The organism is Clostridium tarantellae (genome assembly GCF_009295725.1).
Taxonomy (GTDB): Bacteria; Bacillota; Clostridia; order Clostridiales; family Clostridiaceae; genus Sarcina; species Sarcina tarantellae.
Map to the genome: position 1 here is coordinate 16708 of NZ_WHJC01000001.1, position 22948 is coordinate 39655.

Annotated in this window: 22 protein-coding genes and 1 other annotated feature (1 of these 23 cut by a window edge); of the genes, 4 read left to right on the forward strand and 18 right to left on the reverse strand. The window is 26.7% G+C overall.

What is annotated here, in order from left to right; translation table 11 throughout:
* Positions 1-138: 138 nt before the first annotated feature.
* From GBZ86_RS00090 to purR, 17 genes are all read right to left on the reverse strand, one after another.
* Positions 139-543, reverse strand: a complete 405-nt coding sequence (locus tag GBZ86_RS00090; RefSeq protein WP_152886577.1) for a S1 domain-containing RNA-binding protein — start codon at positions 541-543, stop codon at positions 139-141.
* A gap of 61 nt (positions 544-604) precedes the next feature.
* Positions 605-883, reverse strand: coding sequence for a cell division protein FtsL (ftsL, locus tag GBZ86_RS00095; protein WP_152886579.1), 279 nt, complete (start codon positions 881-883; stop codon positions 605-607).
* Between the two features lie 96 nt (positions 884-979).
* On the reverse strand, positions 980-1354 hold the full coding sequence (gene yabQ, locus GBZ86_RS00100; protein ID WP_152886581.1) for a spore cortex biosynthesis protein YabQ: 375 nt from the start codon (positions 1352-1354) through the stop codon (positions 980-982).
* A 10-nt stretch (positions 1355-1364) separates the two neighbouring features.
* Positions 1365-1652, reverse strand: coding sequence for a sporulation protein YabP (gene yabP, locus GBZ86_RS00105; RefSeq protein ID WP_327443276.1), 288 nt, complete (start codon positions 1650-1652; stop codon positions 1365-1367).
* Positions 1653-1760: 108 nt separating this feature from the next.
* Positions 1761-2024, reverse strand: coding sequence for an RNA-binding S4 domain-containing protein (locus tag GBZ86_RS00110; protein ID WP_152886583.1), 264 nt, complete (start codon positions 2022-2024; stop codon positions 1761-1763).
* Positions 2025-2108: 84 nt separating this feature from the next.
* Positions 2109-2384: an HU family DNA-binding protein gene (locus GBZ86_RS00115; protein WP_327443279.1), complete on the reverse strand. Its 276-nt coding sequence runs from the start codon at positions 2382-2384 to the stop codon at positions 2109-2111.
* A gap of 166 nt (positions 2385-2550) precedes the next feature.
* Complete coding sequence (yabN, locus tag GBZ86_RS00120) at positions 2551-4014, reverse strand: bifunctional methyltransferase/pyrophosphohydrolase YabN (RefSeq protein ID WP_152886585.1); 1464 nt, start codon at positions 4012-4014, stop codon at positions 2551-2553.
* An 89-nt stretch (positions 4015-4103) separates the two neighbouring features.
* Positions 4104-5654, reverse strand: a complete 1551-nt coding sequence (locus tag GBZ86_RS00125) for a putative polysaccharide biosynthesis protein (protein WP_152886586.1) — start codon at positions 5652-5654, stop codon at positions 4104-4106.
* 109 nt (positions 5655-5763) lie between these two features.
* Positions 5764-6312 carry a stage V sporulation protein T gene (gene spoVT, locus GBZ86_RS00130; protein ID WP_152886588.1) on the reverse strand — a complete coding sequence of 183 codons (549 nt, stop codon included), beginning with the start codon at positions 6310-6312 and terminating at the stop codon, positions 5764-5766.
* Between the two features lie 179 nt (positions 6313-6491).
* A complete protein-coding gene (locus GBZ86_RS00135; protein ID WP_152886590.1) occupies positions 6492-7496 on the reverse strand; it encodes a peptidylprolyl isomerase in 1005 nt (334 codons plus the stop codon).
* 86 nt (positions 7497-7582) lie between these two features.
* Positions 7583-11107 carry a transcription-repair coupling factor gene (mfd, locus tag GBZ86_RS00140; protein WP_327443284.1) on the reverse strand — a complete coding sequence of 1175 codons (3525 nt, stop codon included), beginning with the start codon at positions 11105-11107 and terminating at the stop codon, positions 7583-7585.
* Between the two features lie 19 nt (positions 11108-11126).
* Positions 11127-11693 carry an aminoacyl-tRNA hydrolase gene (gene pth / locus GBZ86_RS00145; protein ID WP_152886594.1) on the reverse strand — a complete coding sequence of 189 codons (567 nt, stop codon included), beginning with the start codon at positions 11691-11693 and terminating at the stop codon, positions 11127-11129.
* Positions 11694-11696: 3 nt separating this feature from the next.
* Entirely contained in the window at positions 11697-12404 is a 708-nt protein-coding gene (locus tag GBZ86_RS00150; RefSeq protein WP_152886596.1) for a response regulator transcription factor, read from the reverse strand.
* 146 nt (positions 12405-12550) lie between these two features.
* Positions 12551-13519, reverse strand: a complete 969-nt coding sequence (locus GBZ86_RS00155) for a ribose-phosphate diphosphokinase (protein WP_152886597.1) — start codon at positions 13517-13519, stop codon at positions 12551-12553.
* 58 nt (positions 13520-13577) lie between these two features.
* On the reverse strand, positions 13578-14942 hold the full coding sequence (glmU, locus tag GBZ86_RS00160) for a bifunctional UDP-N-acetylglucosamine diphosphorylase/glucosamine-1-phosphate N-acetyltransferase GlmU (RefSeq protein ID WP_152886599.1): 1365 nt from the start codon (positions 14940-14942) through the stop codon (positions 13578-13580).
* Positions 14943-15207: 265 nt separating this feature from the next.
* Entirely contained in the window at positions 15208-15480 is a 273-nt protein-coding gene (gene spoVG / locus GBZ86_RS00165; RefSeq protein WP_152886601.1) for a septation regulator SpoVG, read from the reverse strand.
* Between the two features lie 106 nt (positions 15481-15586).
* Positions 15587-16402: a pur operon repressor gene (gene purR / locus GBZ86_RS00170; protein WP_327443292.1), complete on the reverse strand. Its 816-nt coding sequence runs from the start codon at positions 16400-16402 to the stop codon at positions 15587-15589.
* 324 nt (positions 16403-16726) lie between these two features.
* On the opposite strand from purR, the gene murC reads away from it, so the two are divergent.
* From murC to GBZ86_RS00185, 3 genes are all read left to right on the forward strand, one after another.
* A complete protein-coding gene (gene murC, locus GBZ86_RS00175) occupies positions 16727-18106 on the forward strand; it encodes a UDP-N-acetylmuramate--L-alanine ligase (RefSeq protein WP_152886603.1) in 1380 nt (459 codons plus the stop codon).
* 405 nt (positions 18107-18511) lie between these two features.
* Positions 18512-19330, forward strand: a complete 819-nt coding sequence (locus GBZ86_RS00180; protein WP_152886604.1) for a purine-nucleoside phosphorylase — start codon at positions 18512-18514, stop codon at positions 19328-19330.
* An 81-nt stretch (positions 19331-19411) separates the two neighbouring features.
* On the forward strand, positions 19412-20635 hold the full coding sequence (locus GBZ86_RS00185) for a NupC/NupG family nucleoside CNT transporter (protein WP_327443296.1): 1224 nt from the start codon (positions 19412-19414) through the stop codon (positions 20633-20635).
* Positions 20636-20724: 89 nt separating this feature from the next.
* Here the strand turns inward: GBZ86_RS00185 and GBZ86_RS00190 are convergent, their stop codons facing one another.
* Positions 20725-21801, reverse strand: a complete 1077-nt coding sequence (locus GBZ86_RS00190; protein WP_327443298.1) for a M24 family metallopeptidase — start codon at positions 21799-21801, stop codon at positions 20725-20727.
* Between the two features lie 194 nt (positions 21802-21995).
* Here GBZ86_RS00190 and GBZ86_RS00195 point away from each other — a divergent pair, with 194 nt between their 5' ends.
* Entirely contained in the window at positions 21996-22694 is a 699-nt protein-coding gene (locus GBZ86_RS00195; protein WP_152886606.1) for a metallophosphoesterase family protein, read from the forward strand.
* 62 nt (positions 22695-22756) lie between these two features.
* Positions 22757-22948, forward strand: a binding site (T-box leader); it runs 49 nt beyond the window's last position.

The following is a 22948-nucleotide window of genomic DNA, read 5'->3' on the forward strand; positions in this document are numbered from 1 at the left end:
TACTTTTTTCAATTTTTTTATTTTTTTTTATTTAATACTTAAAATATAGATATTAAACCGTATATTTTATACTATATTAGCACATTATTAAAATATAAATAAAAAACTCCTATATTAAATATAGGAGCTTTATATTGATTAACCTAAACTTCTTCTTCTTGTTTTTACATCTTGATGTTTTTTCACATCTTGCAATCTTTCTTCACTATCTTTCAAAAACTTTGACATTATATCTTCAAAGTTATTATTAGATTGTTTTTTCTTTTCATTGCTCCAATCAAATTCAGCTGGTTTTGCTGATTTTCTTTTTGGAGGCATAGCTTGCTTTATAGACAAGCTAAGTTTACCATTGTCATCAATAGATATTACTTTAACTTTAACAGTATCCTGTTCTTTTAAATGCTCTCTTATGTCTTTAACATAAGTATCTGCAACTTCTGATATATGAACTAAACCAGTTTTCCCTTCTACTTCAATGAAAGCACCAAAGTTTGTAATGTTTATTACTTTACCTTCTAATATGTTTCCTGCCATTAAGGTCATGTTTAAAAGATTCCTCCTTAAAATTTAAAATAAATATATGTTATTTACTATAATAACCATTTTAATTAGTTTTATCAGAATTTACAATTACTTTTTCTCCTGGTTTAATCATACCCAATCTTTCTCGTGCTAATCTTTCAATATACTCATCAGTAGTAGATTGATTAACTTCTTCTTGTAATCTTTCATTCTTATTTTTAAGATCTTGTAATTGTTTTTGCTTTCCTTGAATATCACTATTTATCCTTTTCATGGTAAGCTCTTGCCTAACAATACTAATACAAAATATAGCAATTAATGTTATCATTACTATATTTTTAATATTAAACTTTTTTCTCATACTTATATCCCCCATAAATAGCATAGTATGACTATAAGTATATTTTAATCATTATTAATTTTTAATTCAAGAAATTTTTATATTAGTTTTATCATTTTATTTACTAAATATACTTTTTAATACATATATTAAGTTCTTAACCGTTATTCTTCCACTTTTATATGTTAAATATATAAATTTTTTTTCCATTTTTATAAATTTAGGAGATATAAATTTCAAATGAATTAAAACTACTATCCCCATAATTATATATACATATGTTCCTAGAAAAGCATAATTAAATATTAAAAGAAATGCAAAAACAACTAATGAACAAAAAATCCAAAATAATATATCTTCAATAATAATTATTAATTTAGGTATTCCATATCCTCTAATTATCCTATAAAAATCAAAAAGAAAACCCGTTAATATTCCCGCTAATATAGCAAATATAATTATATTGAATTGTAAATTTAATGGTAAAAGCATAATTATTTAATCACCTTCCTAAAATTTTAGGAAAAAAATTTTTTTTAGATTTTTTCCCAATATAATTTAGTGAATATACATATCCTGATATTATTACCTCACCATTTTGTACATCTAATTTATTCATTTTTAACCCTTCACCTTTTATAATTAATAACCCTAAATTAGTATTAACACTTATTTTTTCTTCATTAAATCCTAAAACTTCTAAAACACCTGTTAACCATAATTTTTTTCTATCTTCTAAAGATAAGTTACTTTTTTTATTTTCAAGTGTTAATTCTTTTTTATTATTCACTAAACCCCCTCCTAAAAATTTAACAAGTATTACCCTAACTTATAATTATGCATTATAATAAAAAAAAATGACCAATAGGTTTTATTAATACCTACTAGTCATCAATTATTATTCATCTTTATCTTCTTCGCCTCCTAAAATTTTATACATATCTTTAGCATTTTCTTTTCTAACATGATCTGCTATATTTATAATTTCTGCTTTTAAACTTCTATTTCCAAATAATATTTCTATAACATCACCTTCTTTTACATCTGTAGAAGGTTTTGCTACCTTATTATTAATAATCACTCTTCCACCTTCACATGCTTCTTTAGCAATTGTTCTTCTTTTTATTATTCTAGAAACTTTTAAATATTTATCTAATCTCATAAACATCTTCTCCTAAAATTATTACATATTGCTAGAGAACCCAAGAAAATCTTGGGTTCTCTATTATAAATTTTAATTAACTAATTATTTGTTAACTCTTTCTTTTAATTCTTTACCAGCTTTAAAAACTGGAGCAACTGATGCAGGAATTATTAAAGTTTCTTTAGTTCTTGGGTTTCTTCCTTCTCTCTCAGCTCTTATTCTAGTTTCAAAAGTTCCGAAACCAACTAATTGAACTTTATCTCCATTTTCTAAAGTTTCAGTAACGCTTTCTATAAATGCTTTTAAAGCTGCTTCAGCATCTTTTTTAGTTAAATTACTTTTCTCAGCCATGCTTGTTATTAATTCTGCTTTATTCACTCTTACATCCTCCTTAAATTCACTCTTTTTTAATAAAGAGTTAAAATACTAAATCTAGCTTATATTATCATATAATATATTTAGTCTTTTGTATAGTCAATAGCTTATTTCTTTATTAATAAAATTATTTAAAAATCTAAATTTCTATAAATTTTCTTTTGTACTTTTAAATTTTATTTTCTTTTTCTAATTTTTTAGCCTCATTCCATAGCTCATCCATTTCAATAAGAGATAATTCTTTTAAATTTTTATCATTTTTTAAAGTGGTTTCTTCTATATAAGAAAACCTTCTTATAAATTTTTCTATAGTTTTATTTAATGCTAATTCTCCATCAATATTTAAAAATCTAGAGACATTTACACAAGCAAATATTAAATCTCCTACTTCATCCTCTATTATTGACTTGTTTTCATCTTTATATACCTGTTTTATCTCCTCTAACTCCTCTGTAACCTTCGCCATAGCATCTTCAACATTATTCCAATCAAAGCCTACTTTTTTAGCTTTATTTTGTACTTTATAAGCCTTTATTAAATTAGGTAATGATTCTGCTATACTTTTCATCTCATCAGTTATAGATGTTATACCTTTTTCTTGCTTTTTCAGCTCATCCCAATTATTTAAGACTTCTTTAGAATCGGTATTCTTGCTATCAGCAAATACATGTGGATGTCTAAACACCATTTTATTATACACATTTTCTATTACATCACTAATATCAAAAAAACCCTCTTCTTTGCCAATACTAGAGTGAAAAACCACTTGTAATAGTACATCCCCTAGTTCTTCAATTAATGCTGTCTCATCTTCATTATCTATAGCATCTAAGACTTCATAAGATTCTTCTATTAAAGCACTTTTTAAACTTTTATGTGTCTGCTCTCTATCCCAAGGACACCCATCATTTCCTCTTAAAGTTTCAATTATACTAGTAAAATCATAAAAATCCTTTTTATTATTTAAATCTTTTGGTATATATACTGAAGTTAAATAATCTATATCTTCTTGCCAATCTAATTCAAACAAAGGAATTTTTCTAATATTCTCTAATCCTTTTATTCCTGCTGCTCTTACAAAATATATTTCTGTATCATCATTATATGCTTCTAAAAGTTTTAATTTAACCTCTGAAGCTATAAATTTATTATAAACTTGAGTTATTATAGTTCCAACTCTCTTATCCATTAATTGATTTTCTATATCAAAAGCATCTATAATTTTTACTCCTTCGGTTGGATCTATTTTTAAACTCTCCATCATTGCATCTACAAAACTTACTGCTGGTAAAATTTCATATTTTATATCTTTTTTATCACATAATGAAATTAAATTTATAACAGATTTTTCTGCAACTAGTGGATGTCCTGGTACTGCATAAATTAAATTATCTTCTTTATTAATTTTTTCAATTAAATCTTCTGCTATATACTTATATACATCATCAAAATTATTAAATTTTTCATAAGCAAAATCATAAGTATTAAATTTTATTCCTTCTTCTATTAAAAAATCAACTGTTGGATGCTTTTCTGTTCTAAAATAAATATTATTACTTTTTTTAAGTTCTTTTAAAGCCCCAATAGTTAACGCTTCTGGTGCCCCCGGTCCTAATCCCATTATTTTAAGCATTATAAACTCTCTCCTTAATATATTTATTAAAAAAACACATACTAAAATAGTAATATTAGCTGACTATTTATAGTATATGCTTTAACTTATCAAATTCGTTTTTTAACTTTAATTAAAACTTTTCTTTTTATATCATCATACTCTATTATTTTTAATACTAATATTAATACTACATATATAATAATACCCACTAATATAGAAATCAAGCAACTTAACCCATTACTACTGCTTATTTTAATTATATTATTATAAAATAACATAACTGCACATATCATTCCTAACGAAGCTATTAAAGGTTTAACAAAAAAGTTCATATATTGCAATTTATAATTCAATTTTTTCTCCATATGAATAACATTTAATATACTTACTACCAAATAAGCTATTATAGTAGCAATAACTGCTCCATATATGTTTATATTTTTTATTGGTACTAAAATTATGGTTAATAATACTTTTATAAAGCATCCTATCATTAAATTAATAACAGGTCTATAATAATATTTTGTGCCTTGTAAAATAGAAGTAGTTATATGAGTTGTAACCAAAAATGGTACACTTATAGCTAAATATTTTAATATTATAAATCCTTCAGATTTTCCTGGAAAAATTAATTTCATTATAGGTTCTGCCATAAAAAATAATCCTAAAAAACAAGGAATTGCTACCAACATACATAATTTCATTGCCATATTTATTTTATTATCTAACTGTTTTCTATTTTTTAATGTATACAATTCTGAAATTATTGGTATTATAGATGCTGAAAGAGAAACCGCTAAAGTCATGGGGATATTTGTGAAAACAGTTGCTTTTCCAGTTAATTGTGCATATAAAATTGTAGAGTTTTGGGAACTTAATCCTGATTCTAATAATTTTTGAGGAACTAATATAGAGTCTATAACACCCATTATACTACCAACTGCTGCTCCAATAGATATTGGTAAAGCAACTTTTATTATTTCATTAAATATTTTATTATTACTTTTTATTTTCTTTATTTTAAATTCTTTTTTTATTTTTCTATATTTAGGCAATAAATATATTGTTGAAAATAAACCTCCTGCTACAGCTCCAAAAGCTGCACCTCCTGCTGAATATTCTATTCCTAATGGAAAAAACAAAAAGGCTAGTCCAACTCCAAAAGAAACTCTACCTATCTGCTCTATAATTTGAGATGTAGCTGTTGGTGTCATATTTTGTAATCCTTGAAAAAATCCTCTTAATGGTGTCATAATTCCTATAAACAATGGTGCCAAGCTTATTCCTATTATTGAATAGTATGCTTTAGGGTCCCATTGTAAAATATTTATAATCCATTTTCCACAAACACTAAAAAATAAAGTCATACCTATTCCTAAAAATATCATTACCTTTAAAGCTTCTTTTATAACTTGAAAAACTTCTTCCCTGTTTCCAACTGCGTTTTTTTCAGATACTAGTTTAGAAACAGCTGTGGGTACACCAGCTGATATAGCTATAAAAAGCATATATAAAGGATAGGTCATTTGATAATATCCTAATCCTTCATCACCTATAAGCATTATTAAAGGCCATCTAAAAAATAAACCAAGAAATTTAGCTAAAATTCCTGCACATGCAAGTATTAAGCTTCCTTTAATAAGAGATTGCTTATTCATAAAACACCTCCAAATTTTAAAACTTTACTATTTTATATTATTTAAAATTTGGAGGCATTATGACTATTTATTAAATCTACTTTTTTTCGTAGGCATAATAAATATTTTGTTATTGTTCCATTTGCTTTCCTAAAAAAGCTGCGGCAGTTTCAACTAATTTTTTTTCTAATTCTCCAAAGTTTTCGCCTTCTTTAGATAAAATAATAACTGATCCTATAGCATCTCCTTCTGCTATAATAGGTGCTATAACTTGACAACTATATTTATTTTCATCATCATCTGTATATAATGGAATTACTTTATTACCTTCTTTACCCAAAACTACAGCTTTTCTATTTTCCATTATTTTTTCTAACTCATCACTTATTTTTTTCTCAATGAAATCTTTTTTCGGCGCTCCACTAACTGATATAAATGCATCATTATCGGAAATAAGTACTATATGTCCTATTGATTGTTGAAGTGATTCTGCATATTCTTTTGAAAAATCTGTTAATTCTCCAATAGGCGAATATTTTTTAAGAATTACTCCCCCTTCTCTATCTGTAAATATTTCTAATGGATCTCCTTCTCTAATTCTTAAAGTTCTTCTTATTTCTTTAGGAATAACAACTCTTCCTAAATCATCAATACGTCTAACTATTCCTGTTGCCTTCATTTGTAATTTCCTCCTTTAATAAAACCCCTTGTTATAAAAACTTTATTTTCTTACTTCAATATTAGTATTATATTTATTTCAAATTTTATACACATTGGTTATATTTATATTAAATTTAACTTTCTGCCTATAATAGAAAAAAGGTACTGACAAATTTTAAATTTATCAGTACCCTTTTATTATTGATTTAATTTATCATTAGACACTTGAGCTTTTTCTTCTTTTTTCCAAGTCTCAATTGTATTTTTTAAAGTTTCACTTTTCTTTTGATTTTCTAATATAGTTTTTATTTTTTCTTTTGATTCATCCAAAGTTGGTATATGTTCCTCTGATTTAATACCAGTAGCTTGTATTATATGATATCCAAAACTGCTTTTAACTGGTGCTGAAACTTCACCTTCTTTTAAATTTTTAGCTCCTTCTAAAAATGCTGGATCAAAATTTTGTTCATTATAAGCAACAAATCCTAAATCCTCTGCTATAGGTTTTTTACCTTGAGCTTTATTATTTTTATATTCCTCAAATAACTTATCAAAGCTTGTTCCTGCATCTATTTTAGCTTTTATATCTTTAGCTTCATCTTCAGTAGCTGCTAATATATGTTTCATATTAGCTCCTGCGCTTTGCTTAAATTGTTCTTTATTTTCCTCATAATATGACTTAATATCTTCATCAGAAATTGCAATATCTTTAACAGCATAGTCAACAGCTTTTTCTACTATTATTTGATTCTTTAAATAATCTTTTAAAGTTTCCTCTGTAAATCCATCAGCATCCATAGCCGCTTGGAAATTTTCACCTAATTTATTTTTTAAATCATCAAATTTTTGATTAACTTCTTTAGTTAGTTCTTCATCTGAAGGCACTAACTTTAATTCTTTAGCTTTAGCTATTAATACCTTTTCTGTTACCATTGAATCTAAAGCTTGTTCTCTACTTTTAACAATCATCTCTTTTGCTTTTGGATCTTCTTTAAAATTTTCACCATATTGCTGTTCCATTCTTTTATATGTTGATTCTAATTCTTTATCTACATCACCTAATGTTATCTTTTCTCCATTAACTTTAGCAACTACTGTTCCTTGCTTTGCCGATTCTGTTTTTTCAATCATTCCACACCCTACAGCGGAAAACATCAATGCTCCAACCAAAGCTGCAGCTACTACCTTCTTAACTTTACCCATTTTGTTACCTCACTTTTTAATCTTTTTTACATAATATTCTATTACCTAATAATTTTAGTATAGCAATGTTACAATAATATTTCAATTTACTTTTTCTTAAGGTTTTTATTTTTCACCAGTTCATCTAAAATATCTTTAAATATTTTCAATAAATCTTCTTTTTTTACATCTTTAAAACGATAATTAAAGGTCGGTTTATCTCCAAATTTAAACAATATATTCTTTTTATGTTTTTCTAATAACTTTAAAAAAATTCTTTTATCTGTTCTTTCTCTACTTTCAAACGTAAAGATAATTTCTTCATTTCTTTCTTTTATTTCTTCTATATTTAACAACCTAGCTTTGCTCTTTATATATGCTATATCCATTAAATTAAATACTGTTTGAGGAATTGATAAATATCTATCTTCTAACTCTTCTTTCACATATAAATAATCTTCTTCATTCTCTATAGCCGCTATTTTTTTATAAATTTCAATTTTTTGAGTTTCATCATTTATATAGTCTGATGATATAAATGCATCAACTTTTATATCAACTGTTGTTTCAACAGGTTCTTGATCAATTTCACCTTTAATTATTTTGATTGTATCTTCTAACATTCTACAATATAAATCATATCCTATAGATGACATGTGTCCATGCTGAGCAGATCCCATCATGTTTCCAGCACCTCTAATTTCTAAATCTCTCATAGCAATCTTAAATCCTGAACCTAGCTCAGTAAAATCCTTTAATGCTTTAAGTCTTTTTTCTGCTACTTCCGTCAAAACTTTATCTTTCTGATATACAAAATAAGAATAAGCCACTCTATTACTTCTACCAACTCTTCCTCTTAATTGATAAAGCTGAGAAAGTCCCATTTTATCTGCATCATAAACAATCATAGTATTTACATTAGGTATATCTATTCCAGTTTCTATAATTGATGTACAAACCAAAACATTACTTTCTTTATTCATAAATCCTATCATTTCTTTTTCAAGCTGTCTTTCAGTCATCCGTCCATGTATAATACTTGTTTTACATTCTGGAACTAAATTTTGAACATAGCTTGCTATTGATTGTATACTTTCTACTCTATTATGAACAAAGAAAACTTGCCCCTCCCTATTTATTTCTCTAAGAATAGCATCTCTTAATAATTGATCATTATGCTCAACTACATAAGTTTGTATAGGATATCTATCCTCTGGAGGGGTTTCTATTACAGATATATCTCTTACACCAGTTAAAGACATATGCAATGTTCTTGGAATAGGTGTAGCACTTAATGTTAAAACGTCTATATTTTTTTTAACATTTTTAATTTTCTCTTTTTGTGTAACTCCAAATCTTTGTTCTTCATCAACAATTAAAAGTCCTAAATCTTTAAACTGAATATCTTTTGATACTAACCTATGTGTACCTATTAGTATATCTATATTTCCTTCTTTTAAATATTGTAATGTAGTCGTTTGATCTTTTTTGCTTCTAAATCTACTAATCATATCAATTTTAACTGGAAATCCATTAAATCTTTTTATAAAATTTTTATAATGTTGTTCTGCTAATATAGTTGTAGGAACTAAAAATGCAACTTGTTTACCATCCATAACAGCTTTAAATGCTGCTCTTATAGCAACTTCTGTTTTACCATATCCAACATCACCACATAATAATCTATCCATGGGTTTATTAGATTCCATATCTTTTTTTATTTCTTCTAAAGAAGTCAATTGGTCTGGAGTCTCTTCATAAGGAAATTCATCTTCAAATTGATTTTGCCATTCTGTATCTTTAATAAATTTATGCCCTTTCAAAGTAGCTCTAGCAGCATATAATTTAACTAAATCTCCAGCTATATCATTTATAGATTTTCTAGCTTTCGCCTTCGCTTTTTGCCATTCATTTCCACCTAATTTATTTATTTTAGGTTCTATTCCTTCAGCACCAATATATTTTTGAACTAAATCTAATTGTTCTACTGGAACATATAATTTATCACCTTTAGAATATTCTATATCTAAATAATCCCTTTTATGTCCATTAACTTCTATTTGCTTTATACCTTTAAAAACACCTATGCCACTATTTACATGAACTACATAATCTCCTGGTCGTAATTCACCAAAACTTCTTATTTTAGCAACACCTTTTTTATTTGCTTTCTTTTTAGGCATTTTTCTTTTAGCTTCACCAAATACTTCTTTATCTGAAATTAAACACAATTTTAAATCTGAAAATTCAAATCCTTTTAATTGATTACCAAATGTTATTGCTATCTCACCTTCAAATATCTCTTCAACATTCTCTCTATAAACACTTTCTATATTTCTTTCTCTTAAAGTATCAACTAATCGTTCACCTCTAAGTTTAGTTCCTGAAAGTATTAATGTTTTAAATCCATTAGATTTTTTATCTTTTATCTCTTCAATTAATAAATCTAATTGTCCTTGATAATTATTAAGAGTTATTTGATTAAAATCAACTTTTAAATAACTAGATAAAAAACTATCTTCTTTATGAAAGGAATTTATTGCTATAACTTCTTTGCCTTGAAAGTTTCCTAATATAGTTTCTAAATTTAACATTAACTTTCCTTGAGAAGGTAATATGTTACCTCTTTCTAAAAAAGATTCATAATTTTCTTTAAACTCAAATAAAACACTTTCTAATTTACCCTTACATCTTTGAGCATCATCTACAATAATAATATAATCTTTAATATAATCAAATAAAGTTGAAGGATTATCAAAGAAAAATGGTAAATAACTATCTATAGTTTCAAAGCTACCATTTTCTTTTAATAACTCTATATTGCTTTTTACTATTTCTGTTATACGATTTGAAATTTCTTCATTGTTATTTCTAGATAAATTAACTTCATTTAATTCACTACTTATTTTTCCTATAGCTTCTTTAATTATTTCTTCATTTAATATTGTTTCTTTTGCGGGGAAAATTTCTATAGCATCTACTTTTTCAATGCTTCTTTGTGATTCAACATTGAATGTTTTTATAGATTCTATTTCATTATCAAACATATCTATTCTAAAAGGAAAATTACTATGCGGAGGATATATATCTACAATTCCTCCTCTTAAACAAAATTCACCTTTTCCTTCTACAATTTCTGTTCTTTCATAACCACATTCTATTAACTTCTGAAATAACTCATTTGAATCTAATGTGTTACCAACTTGAATTTTAAAATTATGTTTTTCATATAAATCTAATGGAGTGTATATTGAAGAAAATGCTTCTATGGAAGTAACTATTATTTTTTTACTTGTATCTAGCATTTCTTTTATTACTTTTAATCTAGCCCATCTTAAATCTCCTGATATAGCATCTATATTATAAAATACAGTTTCTTTTGTTGGTAAATAAAAAACTTTTGATGTATAAAATCCTAAATCTTCATATAAATTTCTTGCTTCTACATCGCTATGTGTAACAATTACTATAGGTTTATTTACACTTTCATAAATACCATCTAAAATATAACTCTTCCCTGACTCTGATAATCCTGTAACTTCTATAGGATACAACTTTTCATTTATACTTTTTTGTATGCTCTTAAATTTTTTATTTTCAAATAATGGGTTTATTAACCCCTTTAATCTCACCTTAACACCACCATTCAAATTAATCTATTGTAAATCCATTAAACTTATTCATAGAATCTTTAACTGATTTTTTTAAACTCTCAGATATTGAATCACTACAAACAGGGATAACCTTTCTCAATACTTCTATCTCCTCTTTAGAAAACTTTCCTAAAACATGAGATATTAAATCGTGAGTAGGTTGTCCCACACCAACTTTAATTCTTGGAAATTTATCATTGCCTAAATGCTGTATTATACTTTTTATTCCATTATGTCCACCAGCACTTCCCTTTTCTCTTATCCTTATTTTTCCTACTGGTAAGCTTATATCATCATATATAACTATAATTTCATCTTCTTCTAGTTTATAAAAATCTATAATTGCCTTAATACTTTCTCCACTTAAATTCATATATGTAGTAGGCTTTAATAAAATAACTTTTTTTCCTTCTATAAAACCTTCTCCACATACACCTTTAAATTTTACCCTATTTAATTGAATATTATACTTATCTGCAATATAATCAATAACTTCAAATCCTATATTATGTCTTGTCATGTCATATTCTTTACCTGGATTTCCAAGTCCAACTATTAAAAACATATATTATTTAACTCCTTTAATACTTTTTTTATTATTAAACTCAAATTTATATCCAATTCCCCATATAGTTTTTATTTTCCACTCATTCTCTTTACCTAATTTTTCTCTTAATCTTTTTATATGAACATCAACAGTTCTAGAATCTCCTAAATAATCATCTCCCCAAACTTCATTTAATAATTTTTCTCTAGTAAATACCTTATTATTATTTATAGCTATATAATATAATAATTTAAATTCTTTAGGTGCCATTGTTAATTCTTTATTTTTATATATTACTTTATATGATTGTGCATCTATTATAAGATCTTCAAAACTTATTCTATTTTTAATATCATTTTCTTTATGTTTATATCTTCTAAGTATAGCTCTAATCCTAGCAAATAATTCCCTACAATCAAAAGGTTTTACTATATAATCATCTGCTCCCATATCTAGAATTAAAACCTTATCAAAAATAGAATCTTTTGTTGTAACTGCAATTATAGGTACATCACTTTTATTTCTAATTAATTTTATTATGTTTATTCTATTAATAAAAGAAGAATCTAAATCTATAATTATTAAATCTAATTCTTCTTCTATTACTTTAATATCAAAATTATTAATTAAATTAATGTTAAACCTGCTCATTTGTAAGTTATCTTTAAGCTCTTTATACAAATTTTTATTATTATCAATAAGTAAAACTTTTTTTATTAAATTAGCCATATAACTCATCCTTTATTAAATTAAGCTTCTCCATAAACTACATACATTTATAAATTATATTATACAATATTTAAAGAATCTTATAACTATAAAAAAATTAACTAGGATATTATCCTAGTTAATTCTAATAAATACTAAGTTTTCCACTATTTTAAATCTTGGAATAAAATACTTAGTGGTTCATCATCATATATTCTCTCTATAGCTTCTGCTAGTAAAGGTGCCACAGACAATGACTTAAACTTTGAAGAATTAGTTTTATCTTCTGGTAATGCAATAGTATTTAACATAACTAATTCCTCTATAGCAGAATCATTTATTCTTTCAAAAGCTGGACCTGATAAAACACCATGAGTACAACAAGCATAAACATTAGTAGCTCCTAATTCTTTTAATGCATTTGCTGCATTTGCTATAGTTCCAGCTGTATCAATCATATCATCTATAAGAATACATATTTTCCCCTTAACATCTCCTATAATATTCATTATTTCAGATACATTTGCTTTTGGTCTTCTTTTATCAATGATTGCTATTGGAGCATGTAATTTATCTGCAAACTTTCTAGCTCTAGTTACTGATCCTAAATCTGGTGAAACAACAACAACATCATCTCTATCAATTAATCCTTTTTCTATAAAGTAATCAGCTAATATCGGTGCTCCTAATAAGTGATCTACTGGTATATCAAAATAACCTTGAATTTGTGCAGCGTGTAAATCCATTGTTAAAACTCTATCTGCTCCTGCTGCTGTTAATATGTTAGCCACTAACTTAGCAGTAATTGGGTCTCTTGATTTAGCTTTTCTATCTTGTCTAGCATATCCGTAATACGGTATAACTGCATTTATTCTACCAGCAGATGCTCTTTTGAAAGCATCTATCATAATAAGTAATTCCATTAAATTATTATTTACCGGACTGCAAGTAGATTGAACTATAAATACATCGCATCCTCTTACTGTTTCTTTTATATCTACTGATATTTCACCATCACTAAAAGTAGAAACTTTAGCCTCACCAAGTGATACACCTAATATTTTAGCTATTTCCTTAGCAAGTACTGGATGTGAATTCCCTGTAAATACTTTAATGTTCTTTGCATGATTTTCCATTGTAATGAAGACCTCCTTAAAATAATTGCTCTTTTTTGCATTTGTTTTATACTAATGCTTATTTAAGATTCCTTTTATTTACCCAACCTTCTATATTTACTTGCTTAGCTCTAGCTACTGCAAGACATCCTTCTGATACTTCTTTTGTTATAGTTGATCCCGCAGCTATGAATGTGTTATCTTTAACTTCAACTGGCGAAACTAAATTAGTATTACATCCTATAAATGCATTATCACCAATCTTTGTTTTATATTTATTTTTACCATCATAATTAACTACAACAGTACCACATCCAAAATTACATCCTTCACCAACTTCAGCATCTCCTATATAAGTTAAATGAGATACTTTTGTGTTATTTCCTATTTTTGATTTCTTTATTTCAACAAAATCTCCAACTCTAACATGGCTACCTATATTACTTTCAGGTCTAACGTAAGCAAATGGACCTACAGTTGTATCCTCTCCAATAATACTTTTTAATATAACGGAACTTTGGATTTCAACTCTATTACCTATTACAGTATCAGAAATTCTTGAATTAGGGTATAATATACAATCTTCTCCAATTTTAGTGTTACCTTCAATAACATTACCTGGATATATAATTGTATCTTGCCCAATTTCAACATCAATACCTATGTAAGTATTTAATGGATCAATAATTGTTACTCCATTATCTAAATGTTTTTTATTTATTCTTTGTCTAAGTATACTTTCTACTACTGATAACTCTGCTCTTGAATTTACACCTAAAGTTTCTTCAAAATCAGTTATCATAGCTCCAACTTTCTTACCTTCTGATTTTAATATTTCTATTACATCAGTTAAATAGTATTCACCTTGAGCATTATTATTAGATAATTTATCTAAAGCATTTAATAATGACTCTATATCAAAACAATACATGCCTGCATTAATTTCGTTTATAGATAATTCTTCATTATTACAATCTTTATGTTCAACAATCCTATCAACACTATCATTTCTTCTTACTATTCTTCCATAACCAGTTGGATTATCTATAATAGATGTTAATAACGTAGCAAAATTATTTTCTGCTTTATGTTTTTCTATTAATTTTGTTACTGTATCAGCTTTTATAAGCGGTGCGTCACCGGTAAATATAGCTACAACTCCCGTTTTACCTACTAAAAAATCTTTAGCACATTTTACCGCATGCCCTGTGCCTAATTGTTCAGCTTGCAATGAATAAGAAACACTTCTAGAATTAGTTTTTTCTTTAACTAATTCAGCTCCTTTTCCTACTATTACATTTACATCTTCTATATCGGCATTTCTCATAGTATCCACAACATGGTTTACCATTTCTTTTCCACATGCTTTGTGAAGTACTTTTGGAAGATTAGATTTTATTCTCTTACCTTGTCCCGCTGCTAATATTATAGCACATTTCTTCATAAATACACCTCTTTATGTTAAATATTTAAATAAATAGAGTACTCAATTTGTCTAAATAAAACAAATTATATGTTTTTAAGTTTAATTATAAAATATTATTGTTTTTTTATAACAATTTTTATTATATTTTATTAATTAAACTATTTCAATAACTATGATTTATTTAATTATACGCTTATACACTAAAAAAATTTAATTATAAATTTAAAATTACTTCAAAAAAGAATAAAAGGATAATTCCTTTTATTCCTTAATTAATAAAATCTTATTCAGAAGCTTCCTCTGATCTAACTTTTTCATATTCACCTAATATAGCTTTCTGAACTTTTTCTCTTGTTTCTGTATTAATTGGATGAGCTATGTCTTTAAATTCTCCATCAGGTGTTTTTCTACTAGGCATAGCAATAAACAATCCATTTTGTCCTTCTATAACTTTTATATCATGAATTACAAATTCATTCTCAAAAGTTATAGATACTATTGCTTTCATTTTTCCTTCATTAGATATTTTTCTAATTCTTACATCGGTAATTTGCATTGGATACCCCCCTAGTTGTAATATAAATAGTATTCAGTTACATATTCTACAAATATTGTATAATTCCTTTCTTAATACTAATTATTAATTCTACTAGGATTTAATTTTATTTAAACAAATCTGAAGGTACTATCTTTACTCCTAAATTTTCATCAATTTCAACTACATCTATTAAAGATACATAATTTCTAGTAACTTTATTAGTTGAAAGTTTATTATCTATAAGAACCCCTATACCCATTAGTTCTGAATCAAATTCTTTTAACAAATCAACTATTCCTTTAGCAGTTCCGCCACCTCTCATAAAATCATCTATGAAAATACATTTACTTCCTGTTTTTAAAGATTTTCTTGATAAACACATTTGCTGAATTTTCCCTGAAGTTCCTGAAACATAATTTATAGATACAGTAGACCCTTCTGTTACTTTACTATCTCTTCTTGCAGTAACCAATGGAACTCCTAAACATTTAGCTACTTCATATGCTAAAGGAACCCCCTTTGTTTCAACTGTAATAACATAATCTATATCTTTCCCATCGAAGAAAGAAGACAATATAATAGCTGCCTTGCTTATAATAGATGGATCAAACATTATATCTGTAACATACAAAAAATTTCCTGGAACTAATCTTCTATAATCACTAGCTAATTTACATAAGTTTTCTAAAAATTTTTGTGACTCACCTTTTCCTATCTTAGGTATAAATTTTATTCCACCAGCAGCACCTGCAATAGTTTCAACTTTTCCCATAGATAATTTATCTAATATTTCTCTAATTATAACTATATCTTCACTTATAGTTGATTTAGCTGCATTTAACATTTCCGAAAAATAATTAAGACCTATTATTTTATTAGGATTTTCTATAAGTATTTTTGTTATTATTACTACTCTACTATTTCTATTTAACTTTTCCACTTTTATCACCTTCACATTTTAACGAATTATATTATATAATTTTAACCTTTTAGTTCATCAGTTATACAATTTAACCATTTTTAAAAATATATATTTTATTTAACGTACTTATTATAACAAAAATTTTAATTATTTTTAAGGTATATTATAAGCACAGCTACGAATTTTTTTTTATTTATTTTAATTATTAATTGTATATAGTATTTTAATGTATCAAATAGCTTAATAAAATCATAAAATATTTTTAAAAAGTATTTTTATTGCCTGTTTTTGTGCAAAAGTGTGTATAATTATTAATGTATATTTAAAAAAGGAGTTGATATTTTGTCTTTTGATTTATTAAAAGATGTTCATAAAAAAGTCCACTTTATAGGAATTGGTGGAGTAAGTATGAGTGGTCTTGCTGCAGTACTTTTAAACGCTGGTTACAAGGTATCTGGATCTGACTCTAAAGAATCAGAAATAACATGCCGTTTAAGAAAAGAAGGAGCTGAAATATACATAAACCATAATGAATCTAATTTAAAAAATGTGGATTTAGTCGTGTATACAGCTGCTATTGCTCAAAATAATCCTGAAATAATTAAAGCAAAAATGGATAACATCCAACTTATGGATAGAGCAGAATTTTTAGGACAAATTATGAAAGGTCATAAATTAAATGTTGCAGTGGCAGGAACTCATGGTAAAACTACTACTACATCAATGATTTCTCATGTTACATTAGCTGGAAATCTTGACCCAACTATATTAGTTGGTGGAGACTTAGATATAATCAATGGTAATTTTAGAGTAGGTAATAGTGATTACTTTATTACTGAAGCTTGCGAATACAAACAAAGCTTTTTAAAATTTCACCCATATGTAGGAATAATTTTAAACATAGATGCTGATCATTTAGATTTTTATAAAGATATTGATCATATAAAAGATACTTTTAAACAATTTGTAAATATAATACCTTCAGATGGTTATATTATAGCAAATGCTGACGATGAAAAAGTTCTTGAAGTAATATCAAATTGCAAGTGTAATGCATTAACTTACGGAATAAATAATGGTGCTGTTCAAGCTAAAAATATAGTATTTAATGAAAAAGGGTGTGCTACATTTGATGTTTTTAAAGATTCAATTAAACTATTAAATTTAACTCTTAATGTTCCTGGAATGCATAATGTTTCTAATGCATTATCAGCAGTATGTTTAGGTATAATTTTTGATATATCACTACAATCAATATATGATGGATTAAATTCATTTAAAGGTGCACATAAAAGATTTGAATATAAAGGTATAAAAAATGGAGTTACTTTTATAGATGATTATGCACATCATCCTGTAGAAATAAAAGCAACTTTATCCACTGCAAAAAAAATGATTCATAATAAAATGTATTGTGTATTTCAACCTCACACATATACTAGAACAAAAACTCTTTTTGAAGATTTTGCTACTTGCTTCAAAGATACTGATGAATTAATCTTAATGGATATATATGCCGCTAGAGAAAAAGATACTGGAGAAATTTCTTCTAAACAATTAGGAGATGCTATTAGAAAAAATGGTGTTAAATGTATAAATGTTAGCTCTCATGAAGAAGCTTTAGATTATATATTAAAACATACAAATAAAGGTGACTTACTTTTAACTGTAGGAGCTGGTGATGTAGTTAAAGTAGGAGAGCTATTTTTAAATGCAAATTAAATTAAAACATATTATTTTTAAAAGATACGGAAATATACCGTATCTTTTTTGTCGTAATCTGTTTTTTTGTGTATTTTTTTAAAATAAAAAAATTGATTAAATTCTTTATTAATGTTAATATACTATTACATGATAAATTTCTTATTTGAAAAAGTAATCATTAAATATTAGGTTTTAAGAATTACTTTAGTACAAGTTATAATATTTAATTAAGCCTCTTTACTATTTTATGTAAATGTTTAAAGCTTATTATTAATAGTTTTTATCTATTAGTTAAACGTTTATTTATAATGTAATGAACTATTATTCATTTAAGAAAGTTAATTATGAAATAAAAATTTTAATAATTTTTATATATAAATCAAATATTAAATATATTAATCATTTAATTTGGAGGTACCTATTATGGATTTATCAAGACAAATACAAACTGCTGCTGACTATATAAAGTCAAAATCAAAATATACACCAACTGTAGGATTAATTTTGGGATCAGGACTGGGAGCAATAGCTGACCAAATCGAAGAGCCAGAATTTTATCCATATAATGAAATTCCAAATTTCCCTGTTTCTACAGTTGAAGGTCATGCAGGTAGATTGGTTATAGGAAAATTCCAAGGTAAAGTAGTTATTGCTATGCAAGGAAGATTCCATTATTACGAAGGATATAACATGCAAGAAGTTACTTGCCCAGTAAGAGTTATGAAACTTTTAGGTGTTGAAACTATGATTGTTACTAATGCTGCTGGAGCTGTTAATGTTGATTACACACCAGGAGATTTAATGATAATATCTGACCATATTAACTTATCTGGAGCAAATCCTCTAGTAGGTAAAAACTTAAATGAATTTGGAACTAGATTCCCTGATATGTCCAATTCATATGATAAAAATTTAAGAATAAAAGTTAGAGAAATTGCAGCTAACTTAAACATAGAAGTTAGAGAGGGCGTTTACACTATGTTTAGTGGTCCTACTTATGAAACTCCTGCTGAAATAAGAATGGCTAGAACATTAGGTAGTGATGCAGTAGGCATGTCTACAGTTCCAGAAGTAATTGTAGCTAACCACAGCGGAATGAAAGTAATAGGAGTTTCTTGTATGACAAACATGGCTGCAGGTATATTAGAGCAACCTTTAAATCATGAAGAGGTTATGGAAACTTCAGAAAAAGCTAGAAAGAAATTCATAACTTTAATGACTAACATAATAAAAGAAATATAATATTAAGTTTACATACAACACACACAACACACATACAATACATACAAAACAATAGAATTTAATATATAAAGGAGAATTACGGTGAATAGACTAATTGGACTTTTAGGAATTATTGTCATATTAGGAATAGCTTATCTTTTCTCTGAAAATAGAAAAAAGATAAATTGGAAATTAGTTATTACTGGACTTATAATGCAAATAGTCTTTGCATTACTTATATTAAAATTTCCACCAGGAAGATGGTTATTCCAAAAACTAAGTGAAGTTATTACATTATTACTAGATTTCACCAAGGAAGGTTCATCTTTCTTATTTGGTGACTTAATGCACATGGATAAATTCGGTATGATTTTTGCATTGCAAGTATTACCAACAATTATCTTCTTCTCAGCATTAATGAGTGTTTTATATCATTTAGGTATAATGCAAGCTATTATAAAAGTAATATCTAAATTCATATGTAAATTACTAGGAACTAGTGGTGCTGAAACATTAAGTGCTGTTGGAAATATATTTTTAGGTCAAACTGAAGCACCATTGCTTATTAAACCATACATAAAAAAAATGACTAAGTCTGAAATATGTGCCATAATGGTTGGTGGTATGGCTACTGTTGCTGGTGGTGTTATGGCTGGATACGTTGCTATGGGAGTTAATGCAGGACATTTACTTTCTGCATCAATCATGGCTGCTCCTGCTGGATTATTACTAGCAAAAATGTTAGTACCTGAAACCGAAGAACCTGCAACTAAAGGCAATACAAATGTTGAATTAGAAATAAATAGTTCTAGTGTTATAGAAGCAGCTGCTAACGGTGCTTCTGAAGGATTAGGCTTAGCACTTAACGTTGGTGCAATGCTTCTTGCATTTGTAGCTTTAATTGCTTTAATCAATGCTATTTTTGGCTTCTTCGGTGGATTAGTTGGATTCCCAGATCTTAGTTTAAATTGGATACTTGGAAGACTATTTGCACCAGTTGCATTCTTAATGGGAGTTCCTACAAAAGATATATTTGCAGCTGGAGATATGTTAGGTATCAAATTAGCTCTTAATGAATTTGTAGCTTATTCTGACTTATCAGCTGCTATTAAAGCAAATTCACTTGATCCAAAAACTGTTGTTATATTAACATATGCTCTTTGTGGTTTTGCTAACTTAAGTTCAATTGCTATACAAATAGGTGGTATTGGTGGATTAGCACCTGAGAAAAAACCTATAATTGCAAAATTAGGATTTAAGGCTCTATTAGGTGGAACAATGGCAACATTTTTAACAGCTACCATAGCAGGAGTGTTATTTAATTAAAAGAAAAGAAGAGATTTTAGAAAAATCTCTTCTTTTCTTATTTTTAAATATGTATTTTTTCCTTATTGTTACCTAAATAACTTAATGGTTTATTTTATTATATGAAGCTCTTTAGGATATTTATTTAAAACTTCATGTCCATCTTCAGTAACTAATACTAAATCCTCTATTCTTACTCCCATATCACCTTGTAAATATATACCTGGTTCTACTGAAAAAATCATTCCTGGTTTAACTTCTTCTTCATTAACTGAACTTACATCTCCAAAATCATGTGTTTCTAATCCTATTGAATGACCTGTTCTGTGAGTAAAATATTCACCATATCCATAGCTCTCTATAACACTTCTAGCGGCTCTATCTATCTCACAAAATTTTACTCCTGGTTTTATTATTTCTATGGCTTTTTTATTAGCTTCTAAAACTATATTAAAAATTTTCTTTTGATGCTCTGTTGGTTCTCCATAAAAGAAAGTTCTAGTCATATCTGAACAATAATAATCTTTTCTACAACCTGTATCTACTATTATCCCCATTCCTTTTTTAAGCTTATTATTTCCTGAAACACAATGGGGATCTGCTGCATTAGCACCATAAGCAACTATAGGACTAAAAGAAAATCCCTGTGCACCTTCTTTTTCGTATATTTCTCCAAGTATATTAACCACTTCTTTTTCCATATTTTTTTCATTTAAATATTCTACTATTTTACTCATAGCATAATCATTTACTCTAGAAGCTTCTTTCATAAACTCTATTTCTTCTTCATCCTTAATCATTCTAATTCTATCTATTATAGGCGATCCATTTACAAAAGATTTAGCAGCTTTTTTCTCCATTAATTTAATTAAAAAATGTGCTGGCCAGTCTTTATCAATACCTAATATTTCATTACCATTACAAATATTAATTAATATTTCTGTTGGATCTTCAGTATCTTTGTACCAAACTAATTCAGCACCTATATTATTTTCAACTGGAAATAACTCATTAACTATTAACTTTTTTTCACCTTTTGTATTTATGTATAATGCAACCATTCTTTTCCCTGGATTTATCCATTTGCCTGTTAAGTAAAATATAGATGCTGGTGAAGCAACTATCATTTGAGGGATATGTTTTTTTTCCATTTCATTTAAAACTTTTTTTAATCTTGATTCTTTCACTACAATTACTCCTCTCAATTTTCTTTAATTTAATTATAACTCTATTATGCTATATTTAATACCTTATATAGTTAATTTTACATGTTATGTTAATTTATTTATTATTTTATTTATTAAAAATGATATAATATATATATAATTGTAGTAATATACTTGTTATGTAATTACTACTATCAAATTAGGAGGTTTTTATATTGAGAATAGCAATAATTTCAGATATACACGGTAATTTATACTCATTAATAAAAGTTTTAGAAGATATTGATTCACAAAATGTTGATTCAATTATATGTTTAGGAGATTTAGTTGGTTACGGACCTCAACCAAATGAAGTAATTGCACTTATTAAAAAAAGAGGAATCCTCTGCATTAAAGGAAATTATGATGCATCAGTTGTGGACAATGCTTACACTTACATAAGAGATACCCATATAAACTCTTTTTCTTTACCTTGGACAGTAGAAGAACTTAGAGTTTCTAATAGATATTTTTTAGATAATCTTCCAAATGATTTAACCCTTAATTGCTGTGACCGAAAAATCAAATTTGTTCACGGAAGTCCTAGAAAAATAAATGAATATTTAACTGAAAATTATGAGAAACTTAATGAAGTAATGAATGAATTTGATGGTGACATATTAGTTTGTGCCCATACTCATATTCCTTATTTTAAAGAATTTAACGGAAAGATTTTAATAAATGATGGCAGTGTTGGTAAACCAAAAAATGGCTGTCCTAATGCAACTTATGTTATTCTAGATTTATTTAATAAAGCAACTCCTAAAATATATATACGCTCTGTTGAATACGACTATAGAAAAACTATAAAAGATATGCAAATGAAAAAATTCCCATCTGCCCTTATTAGGTCTTATGAAACTGGAACTGAGTAATAATAGATTATTGCATTTATTAATATTTTATTGTAAAATTATTTTGTTATATAAATTAATATTATATTACTGTGAAGAGAAGAGTATATTTAGGATGTAGTTTTTAGCGAATAGGTGATGGTGAAAGTCCTATAATGAAACCTTTATTGAAGAACATCTCTGAGTTTCTAACCGAAATCTTTTAGATAGTAGGCTTAGACGGAATCTAACCGTTATTAATTGAACAACATTTTTGTGTTGATTTGAGTTGGCTA